Genomic DNA, 15,962 nt, shown 5'->3' with positions numbered 1-15,962 from the left:
GTGGATCTCTTCTCACGCTCGTGGGCGGCGCTGCGGACCGCGGTCGCCGGACTCGCCGACGACGACCTCGCCCGTCCGTCCGGCTGCGCCGGCTGGCTGGTGCGGGACCTGGTGTGCCACCTGGTCATCGACGCGCAGGACGTGCTCATCACGCTCGTCACCCCGGCGGACGAGGAGCCGACCCGGGACGAGCTGACCTACTGGGAGGTCAGCGACGAACCGCCGACCGGTGAGGACCCGCTCGACGCGCTGACCGTCCGGCTGGCCGCGGCCTACGGGGAGCCGTGGCTGCTGAAGTTCCACCTCGACGACGTCGGCTCCGCGGCCGGGCGCGCCGCGGAGTTGGCCGACCCGTCGGCGCGGGTGCGGACGCGCGACCAGGTCCTCACCGTGGCCGCCTACCTGTCCACCTACGTCATGGAGTGGACGCTGCACCACCTCGACCTGGTGGCGCACCTGCCGTCCGTGGCCGGGCCGCCCGCGGAGGGCCTCGCCGCGTCGCGCGAAATGCTGGAGAAGATCGCGGGGGCGCCGTTCCCCGAATCGTTCTCCGACACGGACGCGCTCCTGGTCGGCACCGGGCGGCGGGCTCCCACCGAGGCCGAGCGGGCGGCGCTGGGGCCGCTGGCCGCGCGACTCCCGTTCGTGCTCGGATGACGGCCGGGGTGATGCTGCCGCGGGATCTCGCGGCGGCGGAGATCGTGCCGTTCGCCCGGCGGGCCGAGGAACTCGGCTTCGGCGAGGTGTGGATCGTGGAGGACCTGGGCTTCCACGGCGGGATCGCGCAGGCGGCGACGGTGCTGGCGGTGACGTCCCGGATCCGCGTGGGGATCGGCATCCTGCCCGCCGGGGCGCGCAACGTCGCCTTCACCGCGATGGAACTGGCGACGCTGGCGCGGCTGCACCCCGGCCGGCTCGTCGCCGGCATCGGGCACGGGGTGCCGGGGTGGATGCGCCAGGTGGGGGCGTGGCCGACGAGCCCGCTGACGTTGTTCGCCGAGTACGCGCGGGCGCTGACGGGGTTGCTGCGCGGGGAGCGGGTCCGGGCCGAGGGCCGGTACGTGCGGCTCGACGGCGCCGGGCTGGAGACCGCTCCGGAGACCGTCCCGCCGGTGCTCGCCGGGGTGCGCGGCCCGAAGTCGCTCGCCGTGGCCGGGGCCGAGCTGGACGGCGTGATCCTGGCCGAACCGGCGCCGGCCGAGTACATCGCCGCGGCCCGGCGGATCCTGCCGCCGCAGGCGCGGGTGGTCGTGTTCGGGCACGCGGTGGTGGACCCGGACGCCGAGGCGGCCCGCGCCCGGGTGCGGCCGCTGCTCGCCGCCATCGGGGATCCCGAGCTGTCCGCGCACGTGGACTCGCTGCCGTTCGCCGCCGAGCTGCGTGCGCTGCGTGCGCGGCACCAGGACGGCGACTCGTTCGCGGCGGCGTTGCCGGGGGAGTGGGTGGACGCGCTGACGCTGGCCGGTCCCGCGGACGCCGTGCGGCGGCGGATCGCCGGCCTCGGCGCGGACTCGGTGGTGCTGATCCCGGTGGGAGACGACCGCTTGGCCGCGCTCGACACGCTGGCGACGGCTCTCTGACAGCCCTTACGGCCGAATGGCGCTGCACTTCCCCGGCGCGCGCCGCTAGGTTGGGCAGATCGCCGCATCGAAGGGGGAGATGGGCGTGCGCATCATCGTCGTCGGGGGTGGCATCGGCGGGCTGACCACCGCGCTCGCGCTCGTGCGGGCCGGGCTGGACGTGCGGGTCGTCGAGCGGGCCGCCGGGTTCGGGGAGATCGGCGCGGGTGTCCAGTTGGGACCGAACGCCACCAGGGTGCTGGACAGCCTCGGCCTCGGGGAAGCGTTGCGGGACACGGCCGTCGAACCGGTGGCCACCCGCTTCCTGCGCTGGGCGGACGATTCCGTCCTCACCGAGTGGCCGCTCGCCGGGCAGGTGCGCGCCCGGTTCGGCGCGCCCTACTACACGCTCTACCGCCCGGACCTCATCACTGCGCTCGCCGCGGCGATCCCCGCGGGCACGGTGTCCTTCGGCCGTCAGGTGGCGGCCGTCGAGGACGGCCGGACGGTGCGCTTCGCCGACGGCGCCACCGAAACCGCGGACGTGGTGGTCGGCGCCGACGGCATCCACTCCGCCGTCCGCACCAGCACCCTGCCGGAAACCGCGCCGCGGTTCTCCGGCATGTGCGCCTACCGGGCCCTGCTGCCCAACGACACTGAGCCGGTCGTGCGGATCTGGCTCGGCCCGGGGCGGCACCTCGTGGCGTACCCGGTCGGCCGCGGCGCCCGCCTGCTCAACGTCGTCTGCGTCGCGCCCGCCGACGACTGGCCGGACGAATCGTGGACCGCACCGGGCGACGTGACACGCCTGCGCGAGCACTTCGACGGCTGGTCGCCCGAGGTGCGCAAGATCCTCGACCGCGTCACCGAACCGGTCTACCGCTGGGGCCTGCACGACCGCGAACCGCTGCCCCGCTGGTCCACGCCGACGACCACGCTCGTCGGCGACGCGTGCCACCCGATGCTGCCGTTCCTGGCCCAGGGCGCCGCCCAGGCCATCGAGGACGCGGCGGTGCTCGCCGCATCCCTCGCCACGGCCGGGCCCGCGGAGGCCCTCCAGCGGTACGAGGCGCGGCGGCTCGACCGGACCGCCCGCATCCAGCGCCAGTCCTGGGGCAACAACGTCAGCTACCACCTGCCCGACGGCCCGGAGCAGGCCCGCCGCGACGAGGCGCTGGCCGGTGGCGCGATCATGAGCCTGGACGCGCTGAGCTGGCTCTTCGGGCACGACGTCCGCGTCGGGGACCGGCCCGGCGTGTGAGGACGCGGCGATGGAACTCCCCACCGTCGCCGTTCGCCCCGCTCGACCCGGCCGGCATCGACGAGGTGCTCACCCCGAGGAGAAGGCCGTCCGCGCCGCCGTGCGGCAGCTGTGCGCCGAGCGCATCGAACCGCACGTCGCGGGCTGGTCCGAGGGCACGGTCGAGATGCACACGCTGGTCGTCGGCCAGGCGATGACCGGGCAGGCCGCGTTCCGCTGATCAGCCGGCCGCCGCGGTGATCGCGGCGATCACGGCGGGGCCGTCCAGCAGCACCGGGTCGTTGTGGTCCGCGCCGGGCACCTCGACCGCCCGCCCGCCTGCGGCCGCCGCGACGGCCCGGCTCTGCTCCGGCGGCACGATCGAGTCGGCGCCGCCGTAGACCACGGTGACCGGCGCGGGCACCCGCGCCACCTGGTCGGCGACCGGGAAGGTGTCCAGCAGCAACAGCCGCACCGGCAGGAACGGGTAGTGCCGCCGGGCGACCGCGGCGAGGTCGGTGAACGGCGAGCGCAGCACCAGCGCGGCAGGCGGGAAGTCCACGGCGAGCCCGGCCACCACCGCCGCGCCCAGGCTCTCGCCGAAGTAGACCAGCGGCACCCGCGCCTGCGCGGCCAGGAACTCGCGGGCCGCGCGCACGTCCAGCGCGAGCCCCGCCTCGGTCGGCGAGCCCGGGTTGCCGCCGTACCCGCGGTAGTCCAGCAGCAGGGTCGCCACACCCGCCGCGTGCAGGGCCCGGGCGAGCGGCGCGCGCAGCGACCGGTTGCCGGCGTTGCCCGGGGCCACCAGCACCGCCGCGCGCGGCGCGGCGACCGGGAAGTACCAGGAGGTGAGAGTCAGCCCGTCCGCGGTGCGCAGCGCGACGTCCCGGCCGCCCGGGAGGACCTCCGCCGCGGACGGGACCGGGCCACCCGAGGGCAGGTAGATGAGCCTGCGCTGGAAGGCGAAGGCGCTGCCGAACACCACCGCCACGATGATGACGACCACCGCGGCGCCGATCAACAGCCGCCCGCGCACCACCCCATCATCCCCATGTGGCCGCAGTCACCGGCAGAATCGGGCCATCGTGTTAAAAAGGCTGCGAATATGATCGCGCGCTCCCCGACCGGGGTCGGCCACGGGGGAGCGCGACCAGGAGTACGTCGACGTACGACACCCGGCGTTCGTCGTCCAACCGTGGACGAGGTGATTCGATGCTGGTCGGAGTGCTGAAGGAGGCCACCCCCGGCGAAACCAGGGTGGCCGCGACGCCCGCGACGGTGGCTCAGCTGCTCAAGCTGGGGTACGAGGTCGTGGTGGAGCCGGGCGCCGGGGAGCTGGCGAGCTTCTCCGACGAGGCGTACGCCGAAGCCGGCGCCTCCATCGGGAACGCCGTGCAGGCGGAGATCGTCCTGGGGGTGAACGCGCCGGCCAAGGAGCAGCTGGACGCGATGAAGCCGGGCGCGACGCTGATCAGCCTGCTGGCCCCGGCCCTGAACAAGGAGCTGGTCGACGACCTGGCGAAGCGGCCCATCACCGCGATGGCGATGGACGCGGTGCCGCGGATCTCGCGGGCCCAGTCGCTGGACGTGCTGTCGTCGATGGCCAACATCGCCGGGTACCGCGCGGTGGTCGAGGCGGCGCACACGTTCGGCCGGTTCTTCACCGGGCAAGTCACCGCCGCGGGCAAGGTGCCCCCGGCGAAGGTCCTCGTCGTCGGCGCGGGCGTGGCTGGTCTGGCCGCGATCGGCGCGGCGGGCAGCCTGGGCGCGGTGGTGCGCGCGACCGACCCGCGGCCGGAGGTGGCCGATCAGGTCAAGTCGCTGGGCGGGGAGTACCTGTCCATCGAGGCGCCCGACGTCGAGGTGTCGGCGACCGGCTACGCCAAGGAGATGAGCGACGACTACAAGGCCCGTGAGCGGCAGCTCTACGAGAAGCAGTGCCGGGACGTGGACATCATCATCACCACCGCGCTCATCCCCGGGAAGCCGGCGCCGCGGATCATCACCGCCGACATGGTCGCCTCGATGCGGCCGGGCAGCGTGATCGTGGACATGGCCGCCGCCAACGGCGGCAACGTCGAGGGCACGGTCGCCGGCAAGGCCGTCACCACGGACAACGGGGTGACGATCCTGGGCTACACCGACCTGCCCGGCCGGTTGCCTGCGCAGTCGTCGCAGCTGTACGGCACGAACCTGGTCAACCTGATGAAGCTGGTGACGCCGGGCAAGGACGGCACGCCGGTGTTCGACCTGGAGGACATCGTCATCCGGTCGATGACCGTGGTCCGCGAGGGCGAGCTGCTGTGGCCGCCGCCCCCGGCGCCGGTGTCGGCCGCCCCGGCGCAGGCGGCGCCGAAGGCGGCCGCCAAGGAGCCGGAGCCGGAAAAGAAGAAGCTGTCCCCGGCGGCCCGGATCGGGCTGGTCGCGGTGGCGGGCGCGTTGCTGTTCCTGCTGGTCGCGGCGTCGCCGCCGGCGTTGCAGGGGCACCTGACGGTGTTCGCGATGGCTGTGGTGATCGGGTTCTACGTGATCGGGCACGTGCACCACGCGCTGCACACGCCGCTGATGTCGGTGACCAACGCGATCTCCGGGATCATCGTGGTCGGCGCGCTGTTGCAGGTCGGGCACGGCGGCGGGGCGGTGACCTGGCTGGCGTTCGCGGCGATCCTGCTCGCCTCGATCAACATCTTCGGCGGGTTCGCCGTCACCCGGCGCATGCTCTCGATGTTCTCCCGCAGCTGAGCCCGATCAGGAGACCTGAACTCATGACTCTCGACACGATCGCGCAGGCGGCCTACCTGGTCGCCGCGTTGTTGTTCATCCTGGCGCTGGCGGGGCTGTCCAAGCACGAGACCGCCAAGACCGGCAACGGGTTCGGCATCGCCGGCATGGTCGTCGCGCTGGCGGCGACGATCGCGCTGGCCGTGCACCGCGACATCTCCACCCTCGGCGTGGTGCTGCTGGTGGTGGCGGTGGTGCTCGGCGCCGCCGTGGGCCTGCAGCGTGCCCGCGTGGTGCAGATGACCGGCATGCCCGAGCTCATCGCGCTGCTGCACTCCTTCGTCGGTCTGGCCGCGGTGCTGGTCGGCTGGAACGGCTACCTGGAGGTCGAAGCGCACCCCGACGGGGCCGAGGCGCGGACGCTGGCGGCGCTCGGGCTGGGCGGGATCCACTCGGCCGAGGTGTTCATCGGCGTGTTCATCGGCGCGGTGACGTTCACCGGGTCGATCGTCGCGTTCCTGAAGCTGTCGGCGCGGATCAACTCCAAGCCGTTGATGCTGCCCGGCAAGAACTTCCTCAACCTCGGCGCGCTGGCGGTGTTCGTCGGGCTGACGGTGTGGTTCGTCATCGATCCGCAGCTGTGGCTGCTCGTCGTGGTCACCGCGGTGGCGCTCGCACTGGGCTGGCACCTGGTGGCCTCGATCGGCGGCGGCGACATGCCGGTGGTGGTGTCCATGCTGAACAGCTACTCCGGCTGGGCGGCCGCCGCGAGCGGGTTCCTGCTGGAGAACAACCTGCTCATCGTCACCGGCGCGCTGGTCGGCTCCTCCGGTGCCTACCTGTCCTACATCATGTGCAAGGCGATGAACCGCTCGTTCATCTCGGTGATCGCGGGCGGGTTCGGAATCGAAGCCGGTCCGGCGGACGACACCGACTACGGCGAGCACAAGGAGATCACCGCCGACGGCGCGGCCGAACTGCTCGCCGACGCGAGCAGCGTGATCATCACCCCCGGCTACGGCATGGCGGTCGCGCAGGCCCAGCACGGCGTCGCCGAGCTGACCCGGCGGCTGCGAGAACGCGGCGTCGAGGTCCGGTTCGGCATCCACCCGGTCGCCGGCCGCCTGCCCGGGCACATGAACGTGCTGCTCGCCGAGGCCAAGGTGCCCTACGACATCGTGCTGGAGATGGACGAGATCAACGACGACTTCGCCGACACCGACGTCGTCCTCGTCATCGGCGCCAACGACACGGTCAACCCGGCCGCGGCCGAGGACCCCGGCTCGCCGATCGCCGGCATGCCGGTGCTGCGGGTGTGGGAGGCCCGCAACGTCGTGGTGTTCAAGCGGTCGATGTCCTCGGGCTACGCCGGCGTGCAGAACCCGCTCTTCTTCCGCGACAACTCCGCCATGCTGTTCGGCGACGCGAAGGAACGGGTCGAGGACCTGCTGCGGGCACTGCCCGCCCCGAGCGCGGCCGGGGCCGGGGCCCGCGCCGGGAGCTGAGAACGGCGAAAGCGCTTCCCCGGCGGACCCGCCGCGCGTGGTCCGCCGGGGAAACGGCAGGTAACAGATCAAGGCCGATCACCCGGTTGATCTACCCACCTGCTATGTTCGCGCTCCCCACCGTCGAGAACTCCACAAGGACAACGACATGGAAACCGAGAGCGACCAGCACGCTGCTTCAACCGACGTGATAAGCAGCGCGGCGCACGCCGCCCGCCTGGTCATGTTGGACACCATGGACGAGAAGATCCGGTACGCGTGCGAGACACTGGGTGAGCCGTCGACCTCCGACGTGCTGGCCTTCCTGGTGACCTACGGCGTGGTCACCAACCCCAAGCGCGAGCGTGCCGCGGTCGCGGAGAAGGTCGGCAAGTGGCGGGAGGAGCGCGGGCTCGGCGACACCGGGGACCTGCCGCGGCTGTCGGTGAAGATGCTGGCCGAGCTGGACGGCCGCAAGGAAGCCGACGCGGCTGCCGAGGCGGAGCCGCAGGGCGACGAGACCGACACGCCCACCGGGGAGATCACGGAGACCGCCGAGGCGGCCAAGCCGGCGAAGCGCAAGTCGCCGGAGGGGTCGCGCGGCTTCTACCTGGTGGCGTTCATGTCGCTGCTGGTCTCGGTGGACACCTCGTGGCGCTTCTTCGGGGAGAAGCTCGGGATCACCAACGTCTACGAGCGGGCCGCGATGTTCGCCGTGGTCGAGGTCGCGCTGATCGCGTGCGGGTTCGCGATGCGCGCCGAGATCCGCAGCCCCAAGGGCAAGCCGGGCCCGGCCCGGCTGATCCTGTGGGCGCTGTGCGCGGCATCCGGCTACATGGCCTTCGACCTGGCCGGCCCGGTGTCCGGCCTGGCGCGGGTCACGCTCGGCCCGGTCCTCGGTGTGGTCATGCTGCACCTGGCCCTGGGCATCGAGCTGCGGCACACCCGCGCCCGCGTCACCACCTGGTCGCGGGTCAGCCGTGAGCTCAAGGAGCGCTTCCTCTCCCGCCTCGGCCTCGGCGACGACGAGCGCGACGCCCTGGCCCGGACCCGGGACCGCGCGGCCCGCCGTGCCGCGCACCTGGCCCGCGCGTCCTGGTTCACGCCGTTCCGCAAGACCCGGCTGGACCGGGCCCTGCGGGCGGCCAACGCCGCGCACGACGACCGGATGCGCGCCCGGCTGATGGCGGAGCTGGCCGCGGTCCAGCACGCCGACGAGCTGCGCAGGCTGGACCTGGCCTCGCCGTGGTCGGACTCGCTGTCCAACAGCCTGAAGTTCCTCAAGCGCTGACGACTCGTCCCGTCCGGAAACGGCCGCGTGCCGCCACGAAATCGTGGCAGCACGCGGCCGTTCCGCTGTGGACGGTCAGTGTCCGGGGTGGTTCCGGCCCGGCTGCTCGGCCGCGCGGTGCCGGCCGGCCGCACGGAGGGGCCCGGGCAGGTGGCCGACGTGCTCCGGACCGGACCTAGTCCGGAGTGGGCAGCCCGTGCGCCGCGAGCCAGGCGCTGGCCCGGCGCGGCGACGCGCGCGCCAGCCACGCGTCCTGGACGACCTCGGCCAGCTCGTCGTAGCCGAGCCGGCCGACGTCGGCCTCCCGCAGCAGCACCGACGGGTGCCCGCGGAAGTGGGGCGTGGTGAAGAACGGTGAGCGCTCGTCGGCGACGAGGGCCTCCTTGTCGGCCTCGGAGCCGACCCAGAACACGATCACGTCCGGGTAGCGCTCACCGGTCACCGGGTCGGCGGCGTCCGGCCGCGGGTTGCGGAAGAACACGAACGACCGGCCGCCGACCTGGTAGACGGGCCTGCCCCGGGTGCCTTCGACGCGCTGGACGTGCGGCATCGCCATGGCCAGGTCGTGCACGTCCTGGACCCGGGCGCGCCTGCCGGTCAGCCGACCGCCTCGTCGGTGGGCCCGAGGCCGGTCTCGTCGACCGACGACGTGCCCCCGTCGGCGAGGCGCTGCCGCAGCAGGGCCTTCCCCTGCTCGGCCCCCTTGCGGCTCTCGCCCTGCGCGCGGCGGAAGAACTCGGCCAGTTCGGTGTCGCCGTCCCGCTCGGCGTCGGCGATGTACTGCTCCAGCCGCAGCGCGTTGCTGAGGCAGGCCTCGACGAACCAGATGATGTTGTAATCCTTGTCCTGCGTGCCCGTGACGTGCCCGGTCTCGCTCGTCGACATCGGGTCCTCCTTCCGGGTTGACGGAAGTGGGTACCCACACCGGGCCCGGTCAAGCACGCTCCGGCCGATTTCCTCGCATCACCACCGCGGCGGTCGCCACCGGGCGGCGGCCGCCTCGCGGATGGCGCCGGCGACCTCGACCGGGTGCGACAGCATCACCAGGTGCGAGGAGTCGATCTCCACGGTCGTCGTGCCGGCCCACTGGTAGCCGAACCGCTCCACGTCCGGGTTGACCGTCCTGTCCGAAGTGGACACCGCGCCCCAGAGCGCCGGGACGTTCTCCTCGACCCCGGCCACGGCGATCACCGCGCCGCCGTAGGAGTGGCCGACGAGCACGACCGGCCCGTCGACGGCCCGGACCACCGAGGCGAGGTAGGCGGCGTCGCCGGACAGGCTGCGGTTCGGCACGGCCCGGACGCGCACGTCGAGGCCGGCGGCGAGCAGCTCGGGCACGACCGGGGCGAAGCTGGAGCCGTCGGCGAAGGCACAACGCCTACCCGAAGCCCGGCGTGAGGGGGCGGCACAGCTGCGGGAGGTCGTCGGCGACCCGCCGTGAACCGGTCAGGAATCGAGAAGCGCAGGTCAGCGGGCGGCGAATACCGTTCCTGTCATGACCTCGATCAACACCATCACCCTGGAAGTGGCCGACACCGCGGCCGCCGAGCGCTTCTACACCGCCGCCTTCGGACTCGGCTCCCGGCTCCGCCTGCGGGCCGCCCAGGAGCAGACCACCGGCTTCCGCGGCTTCACCCTCTCCCTCATCGTGTCCCAGCCCGCCGACGTGGAGCTGCTGTTCCAGTCCGCGGTGGACGCCGGCGCCACCGTCCTCAAGCCGGTCGCCAAGAACATGTGGGGCTGCGGCGGCGTCGTCCAGGCCCCGGACGGCACGATCTGGAAGATCGCCACCCCGGCGAAGAAGGACACCCGCCCCGCCTCCCGCGAGGTGCAGAACATCGTGCTGCTGCTGGGCGCGTCCGACGTGGCCGCGAGCCGCAAGTTCTACACCGACCACGGCTTCTCCGTCGCGAAGAGCTTCGCCCGCATGTACGTCGAGTTCGCCGCCGGGGAAGGCCCGATCAAGCTGGGCCTGTACCGCCGCCGCGCGCTGGCCAAGGACGCCGGGGTGCCCCCGGAGGGCAGCGGCGCGCACCGCATCGCGATCGGCGGTGACGGCGGCTCGTTCACCGACCCGGACGGGTTCGCCTGGGAGGCCACCACGTCCGCGGCGCTGTCCTGATGTGCCTGCACGAGCCACCGGCGCACCTGCGGCCGGCGGCGGCCGGAGACGAGGCCCCTCAGCCCGCGGTCAGCGCGGTGACCAGTCCGGCCAGCCCGTCCACCCTCAGGTCGAACGAGTCGGACTCCGCGGGCGGGTCCCCGACCGGGCGGTGCACGTAAGCGGTCCGCATGCCCACCGCCTGGGCGCCGCGCAGGTCCCAGGCGTGGGCGGCGACCATCAGCACCCGGTCCGGGGCGCAGCCGGCGACGTCGACGGCATGCCGGTAGATCTCCGGCGCCGGCTTGTACGCCCGCACGTCGGCGCTGGACAGGGCCTGGTGCCAGCGCAACCCGGCGTGCGCGTTGAGCCGCAGCAGGGCGGCGTGGCTCGCGTTGGACAGGGCGAGCACGGGGAACCGGCCGGACAGCTGTTCGAGACCGGCGGCGGAGTCGGGCCACGCGGGGAGCCGTCGTCCCGCGCCGGCCAGCCGGGCGATCACCGCCGGATCGGTGATCCCCGCGCGGCCGGCCACCAGCCGGGCGGCTTCGGCGTCGAGGACCTCGGAGCCGGCGTAGGCGCGTTCGCCCCGCCCGATGCGCGCCTGCTCGGCCTCAATGTGCTCCTGCCACGCGGTGACGAGTTCGTCCCCGGCGGCCGGAGCCGCCTCGCGGATCGCCGCCCGCAGCCCGGACGGCTCGTCGACGAGCGTGCCGAGCACGTCGAAGACGACCACCTCGATGTCGTGGATGCCGGACACACTTCCCCCTCGTCACCAGCCGGGTCTGGGGACGATCTTGCCCGTGCCGCGGGCGCCGGTCAAAACCGGCGGTCACTTCCGCACGCGGGCGAGGATCCGGTCGAGCGCGCGCCGCACCGCGTCCGGCATGCCGTCGCCGCGCAGGTCGTCGCGGAACTGCTCGTTCAGGCCGCCCGGCGTGGTGTGCCGGGCGGCCATCACGGTCAGCGAGTCCGGCCGTTCCAGCAGCGACCGGCCCAGCTCGCCGAAGACGTGCGTCACGAAGGCGTTCGCCGCGTCGTGGTCGACGCCCTGCCCGGCCATCCAGTCCACGACGGTCGCCAGGTAGTCCAGGTGCGCGGCGAACGTCGCGGTCGCGCCGAGGAACGTCTCCAGCGCCGCCTCGTCGCCGGGCACCAGCACACTGCCCACGCGCGTGAACAACTCGCGCGCCGCCGCGTTCTCCGGGTACACCACGGTCAGGCTGCGGCGCCGCGTGGCCTGGGGGAGCGGGATGGACCGGACCACCTCGCCTGCCGGCGCGGACCACGCCCGCAGCCGCTCCACCGGCACCCCGGACGTCGCGCTGACCAGCACGTGCTCCGGCCGGAACGCCAGTTCCGCCAGCACTTCCCGCGCGACCGGCGCGGGCACCCCGACCACGACCACCGGCGCGTGGTCCAGCACCTCCTGGTTGCTCGCGCACACCCGCACGTTCGGGAACCGCTCGGCGAGCGCGGCCGACACGGCGCGCCCGCGCGGCGACAGGAACACCTCCGGCGGATCCTCGCCCGTGCTCAGGCCCTCCACGATCGCGGCGGTGATCTCGCCCGCGCCCACGAACCCGTATCCCATTGTCAGACCGCCCGGAGATCCTCTTCGACCGCTGCCAGTTCGGCGGGGGTGCCCTGCACCTTGGGCCCGGTGAACCACGTGCGCGCCGAGGCGAACCACCACACCGCCGCGCCACCGAGCACGACGAGGAACGCGATCGGCGTGTAGTTGAACGTGCCGACCGTGACCGGGTAGGCCTGCGGCAGCATGAACAACACGAAGATGACCGCGACCCAAGCGGTCGCGACGACGCCGACCGGACGGCCCCACCGACCCAGGTGCCACGGTCCGCGCTCGAACTCCGTGCCCTTGCGCACCCGCAGGAACACCGGGATGACGTAGGCGACGTACAGCCCGACGGTCGCGATCGAGGTGACCGCGGCGTACGCGGTGGCGCTCCAGAGGTAGGGCAGCGCGAGGACCAGCGCGCCGGCCGCGGCCAGCCACACCGAGTTCGTCGGCGTGCGGGTGCGCTTGTTGATGCGGTGCCACACGCGGGAACCCGGGATCGCGCCGTCCCGGGCGAACGCGTAGATCATCCGCGAGTTCGCCGTCACCGACGCCATCCCGCAGAACAGTTGCGCGCCGATCGCGATCAGCAGCAGGAACTTCCCGGTGGTCGCGCCCGCGGCGTCGAGGAAGATCTGCGCGGGCGGCACCCCGGTCGGCGAGTTGACCGCGCCGTCGTAGTCCTGGATCGCGAAGGTGAGGCCCAGCAACAGGATCCAGCCCGCGACGAGCGACACCAGGATCGAGTTGACGATCCCGCGCGGGCCCGCCGTCGCCGCGTTCTTCGTCTCCTCCGTCATGTGCGCCGAGGCGTCGTAGCCGGTGAGCGTGTACTGCGCGACCAGCAGCCCGAGCGCGAACACGTACGGCGCGAAACCCCAGCCGGTGTTGTTCACGAAGTGGCCGAACACGAACGACGCGGACTGGTGCTTCTCGGGCACGAACACCAGCACCCCGACGATCACCAGGACGCCGGCCAGGTGCCACCACACGCTGACGTTGTTCAGCACGGCCACCAGCCGCACGCCGAAGGTGTTCAGCAGCCCGTGCACCGCCAGGATGATCGCCAGCAGCAGGATCGTGTGCCCCGGCGTCGCGGCGAACCCGAACTGCAGGTCCAGGAACGCGTTGAGGAACAACGCGGCGCCGAAGTCGATGCCGGCGGTGACCGCGACCTGGCCGATGAGGTTGAACCACCCGGTGAACCACGACCAGGCCGCGGCCGAGCGCCGCGGCGCGAGCTTCGCCGCCCAGTAGTAGAGCCCGCCCGCGGTGGGGTAGCTGGAGCACACCTCCGCCATGCCGAGGCCGACGAGCACCACGAACACCCCGACCAGCGGCCAGCCCCAGACCATCGCGGCGGGACCGCCGGTGTCCAGGCCGAACCCGTAGAGCGTGAGGCAGCCGGACAGGATCGAGATGATGGTGAAGGAGACGGCGAAGTTGGAGAACGCCGACATCGTCCGCCTGAGTTCCTGGGCGTAGCCGAGCTGGTGCAGCCGGGTGCTGTCGGAGTCCACGGGCTCACCTCGGTGTTCAGTTCACGGGTGCGGAAACGGTAGTGCTCACCCGCGCGGAGCGTCAAGGTCCACCCGGGTGTCCACAACGGACTCCGCTGCGCCGGTCGGCGGAACGTGGCGCAGCAGGCGGACGATCAGCACGGCCACGACGGCGAGCGCGGCGGCGCTGATCGCGGCGACCAGGTGCAGCCCGCCGGTGAACGCCTCGCGCGCCGGGGCGAGCAGCGCCGCGGCCAGGTCCGGGGGCAGGTCGCGGGCGGCGGTGACCGCGTCGGCGAGGCTTTCCCGCGCGGCGCCGGCGGCCCCGGCCGGAACGGTCGCCGGCGGGGTGAAGCGGCTGGTGTAGACCGCGGCGCCGATGCTGCCGAGCGCGGCGAGCCCGAACGCGAACCCGAACTGGCCGCTGGTCTCGTTGAGGGCGGCGGCGGAGCCCGCCTTCTCGGCCGGCGCGGAGCCCATGATCAGGCCGGTGCTCAGGGTGACCAGCGGGCCGGAGCCGAGGAAGATCAGCGCGAACCCGGTCGCCACGGTGCCCGGCCCCGACGCGGCGCCGGTCCGGGTGAGCACGATCAGCCCGCACACCGAGACCACCAGCCCGGCGCCGATCAGGTACGCGGGCCGGAACCGGCGCGCGAGCACCGGCGACACGACGAACGACACGGTGTTCGCGGCGATCGCGGGCATCATCCACAGCGCCGCGCCGAGCGGGGAGAGGCCTTCGACCAGTTGCAGGTCCTGGGTGATGAACAGCATCAGCGCGCCCATCAGCAGCGTGCCGGACATCATCGCGCCCAGCGCCGTGCTGAACGACCGGTTCGCGAACAGCCGCAGGTCCAGCAGCGGGTGCTCCAGGCGGCGTTGCCTGCGGGCGAACAGGACGGCGAACCCGATCCCGGCGGCCAGGCTCGCCAGCGGCAGCGGCCGCCAGCCGTCCTGGGCCAGTTCCTTGAGCCCGTGGATCGCCGGGATCACCGCGGCCAGCGACAACGCGACGCTGACCAGGTCCGGCTTCCCGGCGTCCGGGTCGCGGTACTCGGGCAGCAGGACCGGGCCCGCGACGAGCAGCACCGCCATCGCGGGCACGCCGAGCAGGAACACCGAGCCCCACCAGAAGTGCGCGAGCAGGGCGCCGCCGGCCACCGGGCCGATCACCGCCCCGGCCGAGAAGCACATGCCCCACAGCCCGATCGCCAGCCCCATCTGCCGCGGGTCGCGGAAGAGGGTGCGGATCAGCGACATCGTGGACGGCGCGAGGACGGCGCCGGCGACCCCGAGGACCGCGCGGGCCGCGATCAGCATCGCGGGGGTGGATGCGAAGGCGGCGGCGATCGAGGCGGCCCCGAACGCGGCCGCGCCGATGAGCAGCAGCTTCCGGCGGCCGATGCGGTCGCCGAGCGTGCCCATCGTGATGAGGAACCCGGCCATGAGGAAGCCGTAGACGTCGGTGATCCAGAGCTGCTCGACGCTGCTCGCGCCCAGGTCGGCGGTCAGGTGCGGCAGGGCGAGCAGCAGGACGTAGACATCGATGGAGACGAGCAGGGTGGGCAGGGCGAGCACGGCGAGCGCGAGCCACTCCCGCCGTCCGGCCTTCGCCGGGATCGCGTGGTTCATTCCAGGTCCTTCCGGTCCGCGGTGGTTTCCACGGACAGGTCGGAGCGGCCGCCCGGTTCTCGACATCCGGCGCGTGGCGGGTGGGGTTGGCTGGGTCCGGTGGCGTGCCACCCGGTGGGTGGCAGTGGGGTGGTGCGGGTGGTGTGTCCGGCGGGGCGGCCCGGCTGCCGGGGTCGGGGCGCCCCGCTGCCGGCTCGTCCGGATCCCGCGGATGGTCGGTGGTCACTGCCGGGTGCGCGGGAGCCGCGGGGTCTCGACATCCGGCGGGGTGGCGGGTTGGGGATCCCGTGTGTTGCCGCCCGGTGGGTGGCCCTCGGTGGTGTGTCCGGCGCGGCTGCGGGGTCGCGGCGACCGGCCTGCTGCCGGGTCGTCCGGGTCCCGCGCAGGTGGCGACTGCCGGGTGTGGGCGGCCGCCGGGCCCTTGGTCCCCGGCGGCCGCCGCGCTCAGTAAGCGGCTAACTGCGCGAACCGCCCGGTTCTCGACACCCGGCGGCCGCGGCTTCGGGCTGGCTGGATCCGGTGTCGTGTCGCGCGGCGGGTGGCCGTCGGTGGTGCGGTGTCGCAGGTGGTGTGTCCGGCGGGGCTGCGGGGTCGCGGCGCCCGGCCTGCTGCCGGGTTGTCCGGGTCCCGCGCAGGTGGCGACTGTCGGGTGTGGGCGGCCGCCGGGGCTCCTGCTCCCCGGCGGCCGCCGCGCTCAGTTCGCGGCCACTTGCGCGAACCGCTGAGTTCTCGACGCCCGGCGGCCGCGGCTTCGGGCTGGCTGGATCCGGTGTCGTGCCGCCCGGCGGGTGGCCGTCGGTGGTGCGGTGTCGCAGGTGGTGTGTCCGGCGCGGCTGCGGGGTCGCGGCGCCCG

General features: G+C 73.4%; 16 protein-coding genes. 8 read left to right on the top strand and 8 right to left on the bottom strand.

Annotation, left to right across the window (positions count from 1 at the left end):
* The 4 genes from ACCP09_RS30655 to ACCP09_RS30640 all read left to right on the top strand — a co-directional run bounded on the left by ACCP09_RS30655 (window position 1) and on the right by ACCP09_RS30640 (window position 3,040).
* Complete coding sequence (locus ACCP09_RS30655; RefSeq protein ID WP_378337059.1) at window positions 1–657, top strand: maleylpyruvate isomerase N-terminal domain-containing protein; 657 nt, start codon at window positions 1–3, stop codon at window positions 655–657.
* Window positions 654–1,580: an LLM class flavin-dependent oxidoreductase gene (locus ACCP09_RS30650; protein ID WP_433752155.1), complete on the top strand. Its 927-nt coding sequence runs from the start codon at window positions 654–656 to the stop codon at window positions 1,578–1,580. Before ACCP09_RS30655 ends, ACCP09_RS30650 begins: the two co-directional genes overlap by 4 nt.
* A 79-nt stretch (window positions 1,581–1,659) precedes the next feature.
* A complete protein-coding gene (locus ACCP09_RS30645; RefSeq protein WP_433752154.1) occupies window positions 1,660–2,820 on the top strand; it encodes an FAD-dependent monooxygenase in 1,161 nt (386 codons plus the stop codon).
* Window positions 2,821–2,830: 10 nt separating this feature from the next.
* On the top strand, window positions 2,831–3,040 hold the full coding sequence (locus ACCP09_RS30640; RefSeq protein ID WP_433752152.1) for a hypothetical protein: 210 nt from the start codon (window positions 2,831–2,833) through the stop codon (window positions 3,038–3,040).
* Here the strand turns inward: ACCP09_RS30640 and ACCP09_RS30635 are convergent, their stop codons facing one another.
* Window positions 3,041–3,835: an alpha/beta hydrolase gene (locus tag ACCP09_RS30635; RefSeq protein ID WP_037323513.1), complete on the bottom strand. Its 795-nt coding sequence runs from the start codon at window positions 3,833–3,835 to the stop codon at window positions 3,041–3,043.
* A 176-nt stretch (window positions 3,836–4,011) separates the two neighbouring features.
* On the opposite strand from ACCP09_RS30635, the gene ACCP09_RS30630 reads away from it, so the two are divergent.
* The 3 genes from ACCP09_RS30630 to ACCP09_RS30620 all read left to right on the top strand — a co-directional run bounded on the left by ACCP09_RS30630 (window position 4,012) and on the right by ACCP09_RS30620 (window position 8,295).
* The gene (locus ACCP09_RS30630; protein WP_433752149.1) at window positions 4,012–5,541 is read left to right on the top strand and encodes a Re/Si-specific NAD(P)(+) transhydrogenase subunit alpha; all 1,530 of its coding nucleotides are present in this window, start codon (window positions 4,012–4,014) and stop codon (window positions 5,539–5,541) included.
* Between the two features lie 23 nt (window positions 5,542–5,564).
* Complete coding sequence (gene pntB / locus ACCP09_RS30625; protein WP_433752148.1) at window positions 5,565–7,025, top strand: Re/Si-specific NAD(P)(+) transhydrogenase subunit beta; 1,461 nt, start codon at window positions 5,565–5,567, stop codon at window positions 7,023–7,025.
* Window positions 7,026–7,173: 148 nt separating this feature from the next.
* Window positions 7,174–8,295, top strand: a complete 1,122-nt coding sequence (locus ACCP09_RS30620; RefSeq protein ID WP_017982607.1) for a hypothetical protein — start codon at window positions 7,174–7,176, stop codon at window positions 8,293–8,295.
* Window positions 8,296–8,470: 175 nt separating this feature from the next.
* On the opposite strand, the gene ACCP09_RS30615 is transcribed toward ACCP09_RS30620, so the two are convergent.
* The 3 genes from ACCP09_RS30615 to ACCP09_RS30605 form a co-directional block, all read right to left on the bottom strand.
* The gene (locus ACCP09_RS30615) at window positions 8,471–8,866 is read right to left on the bottom strand and encodes an MmcQ/YjbR family DNA-binding protein (protein ID WP_433752146.1); all 396 of its coding nucleotides are present in this window, start codon (window positions 8,864–8,866) and stop codon (window positions 8,471–8,473) included.
* A gap of 26 nt (window positions 8,867–8,892) precedes the next feature.
* Window positions 8,893–9,180, bottom strand: a complete 288-nt coding sequence (locus ACCP09_RS30610; RefSeq protein WP_123686937.1) for a hypothetical protein — start codon at window positions 9,178–9,180, stop codon at window positions 8,893–8,895.
* Window positions 9,181–9,258: 78 nt separating this feature from the next.
* Window positions 9,259–9,633 (bottom strand): hypothetical protein, encoded by a 375-nt coding sequence (locus ACCP09_RS30605; RefSeq protein WP_433752144.1) that lies wholly within the window; start codon window positions 9,631–9,633, stop codon window positions 9,259–9,261.
* Window positions 9,634–9,790: 157 nt separating this feature from the next.
* Here ACCP09_RS30605 and ACCP09_RS30600 point away from each other — a divergent pair, with 157 nt between their 5' ends.
* Window positions 9,791–10,417: a glyoxalase gene (locus tag ACCP09_RS30600; protein ID WP_027929949.1), complete on the top strand. Its 627-nt coding sequence runs from the start codon at window positions 9,791–9,793 to the stop codon at window positions 10,415–10,417.
* Window positions 10,418–10,475: 58 nt separating this feature from the next.
* Here ACCP09_RS30600 and ACCP09_RS30595 read toward each other — a convergent pair whose 3' ends face one another.
* The 4 genes from ACCP09_RS30595 to ACCP09_RS30580 form a co-directional block, all read right to left on the bottom strand.
* Window positions 10,476–11,156, bottom strand: coding sequence for a haloacid dehalogenase type II (locus ACCP09_RS30595; RefSeq protein WP_433752142.1), 681 nt, complete (start codon window positions 11,154–11,156; stop codon window positions 10,476–10,478).
* Between the two features lie 72 nt (window positions 11,157–11,228).
* Window positions 11,229–11,990 carry an NAD(P)-binding domain-containing protein gene (locus ACCP09_RS30590; protein WP_433752140.1) on the bottom strand — a complete coding sequence of 254 codons (762 nt, stop codon included), beginning with the start codon at window positions 11,988–11,990 and terminating at the stop codon, window positions 11,229–11,231.
* A 2-nt stretch (window positions 11,991–11,992) separates the two neighbouring features.
* A complete protein-coding gene (locus ACCP09_RS30585; protein ID WP_027929946.1) occupies window positions 11,993–13,498 on the bottom strand; it encodes an amino acid permease in 1,506 nt (501 codons plus the stop codon).
* Window positions 13,499–13,543: 45 nt separating this feature from the next.
* Entirely contained in the window at window positions 13,544–15,109 is a 1,566-nt protein-coding gene (locus ACCP09_RS30580; protein ID WP_433752138.1) for an MFS transporter, read from the bottom strand.
* Between the last annotated feature and the right edge of the window lie 853 nt (window positions 15,110–15,962).

This window comes from Amycolatopsis sp. 3B14, from assembly GCF_050958625.1.
Taxonomy (GTDB): domain Bacteria; phylum Actinomycetota; class Actinomycetes; order Mycobacteriales; family Pseudonocardiaceae; genus Amycolatopsis_E; species Amycolatopsis_E thermoflava.
The sequence above is the reverse complement of the archived record's forward strand: the minus strand, read 5'-3'. Positions and strand labels throughout refer to the sequence as shown.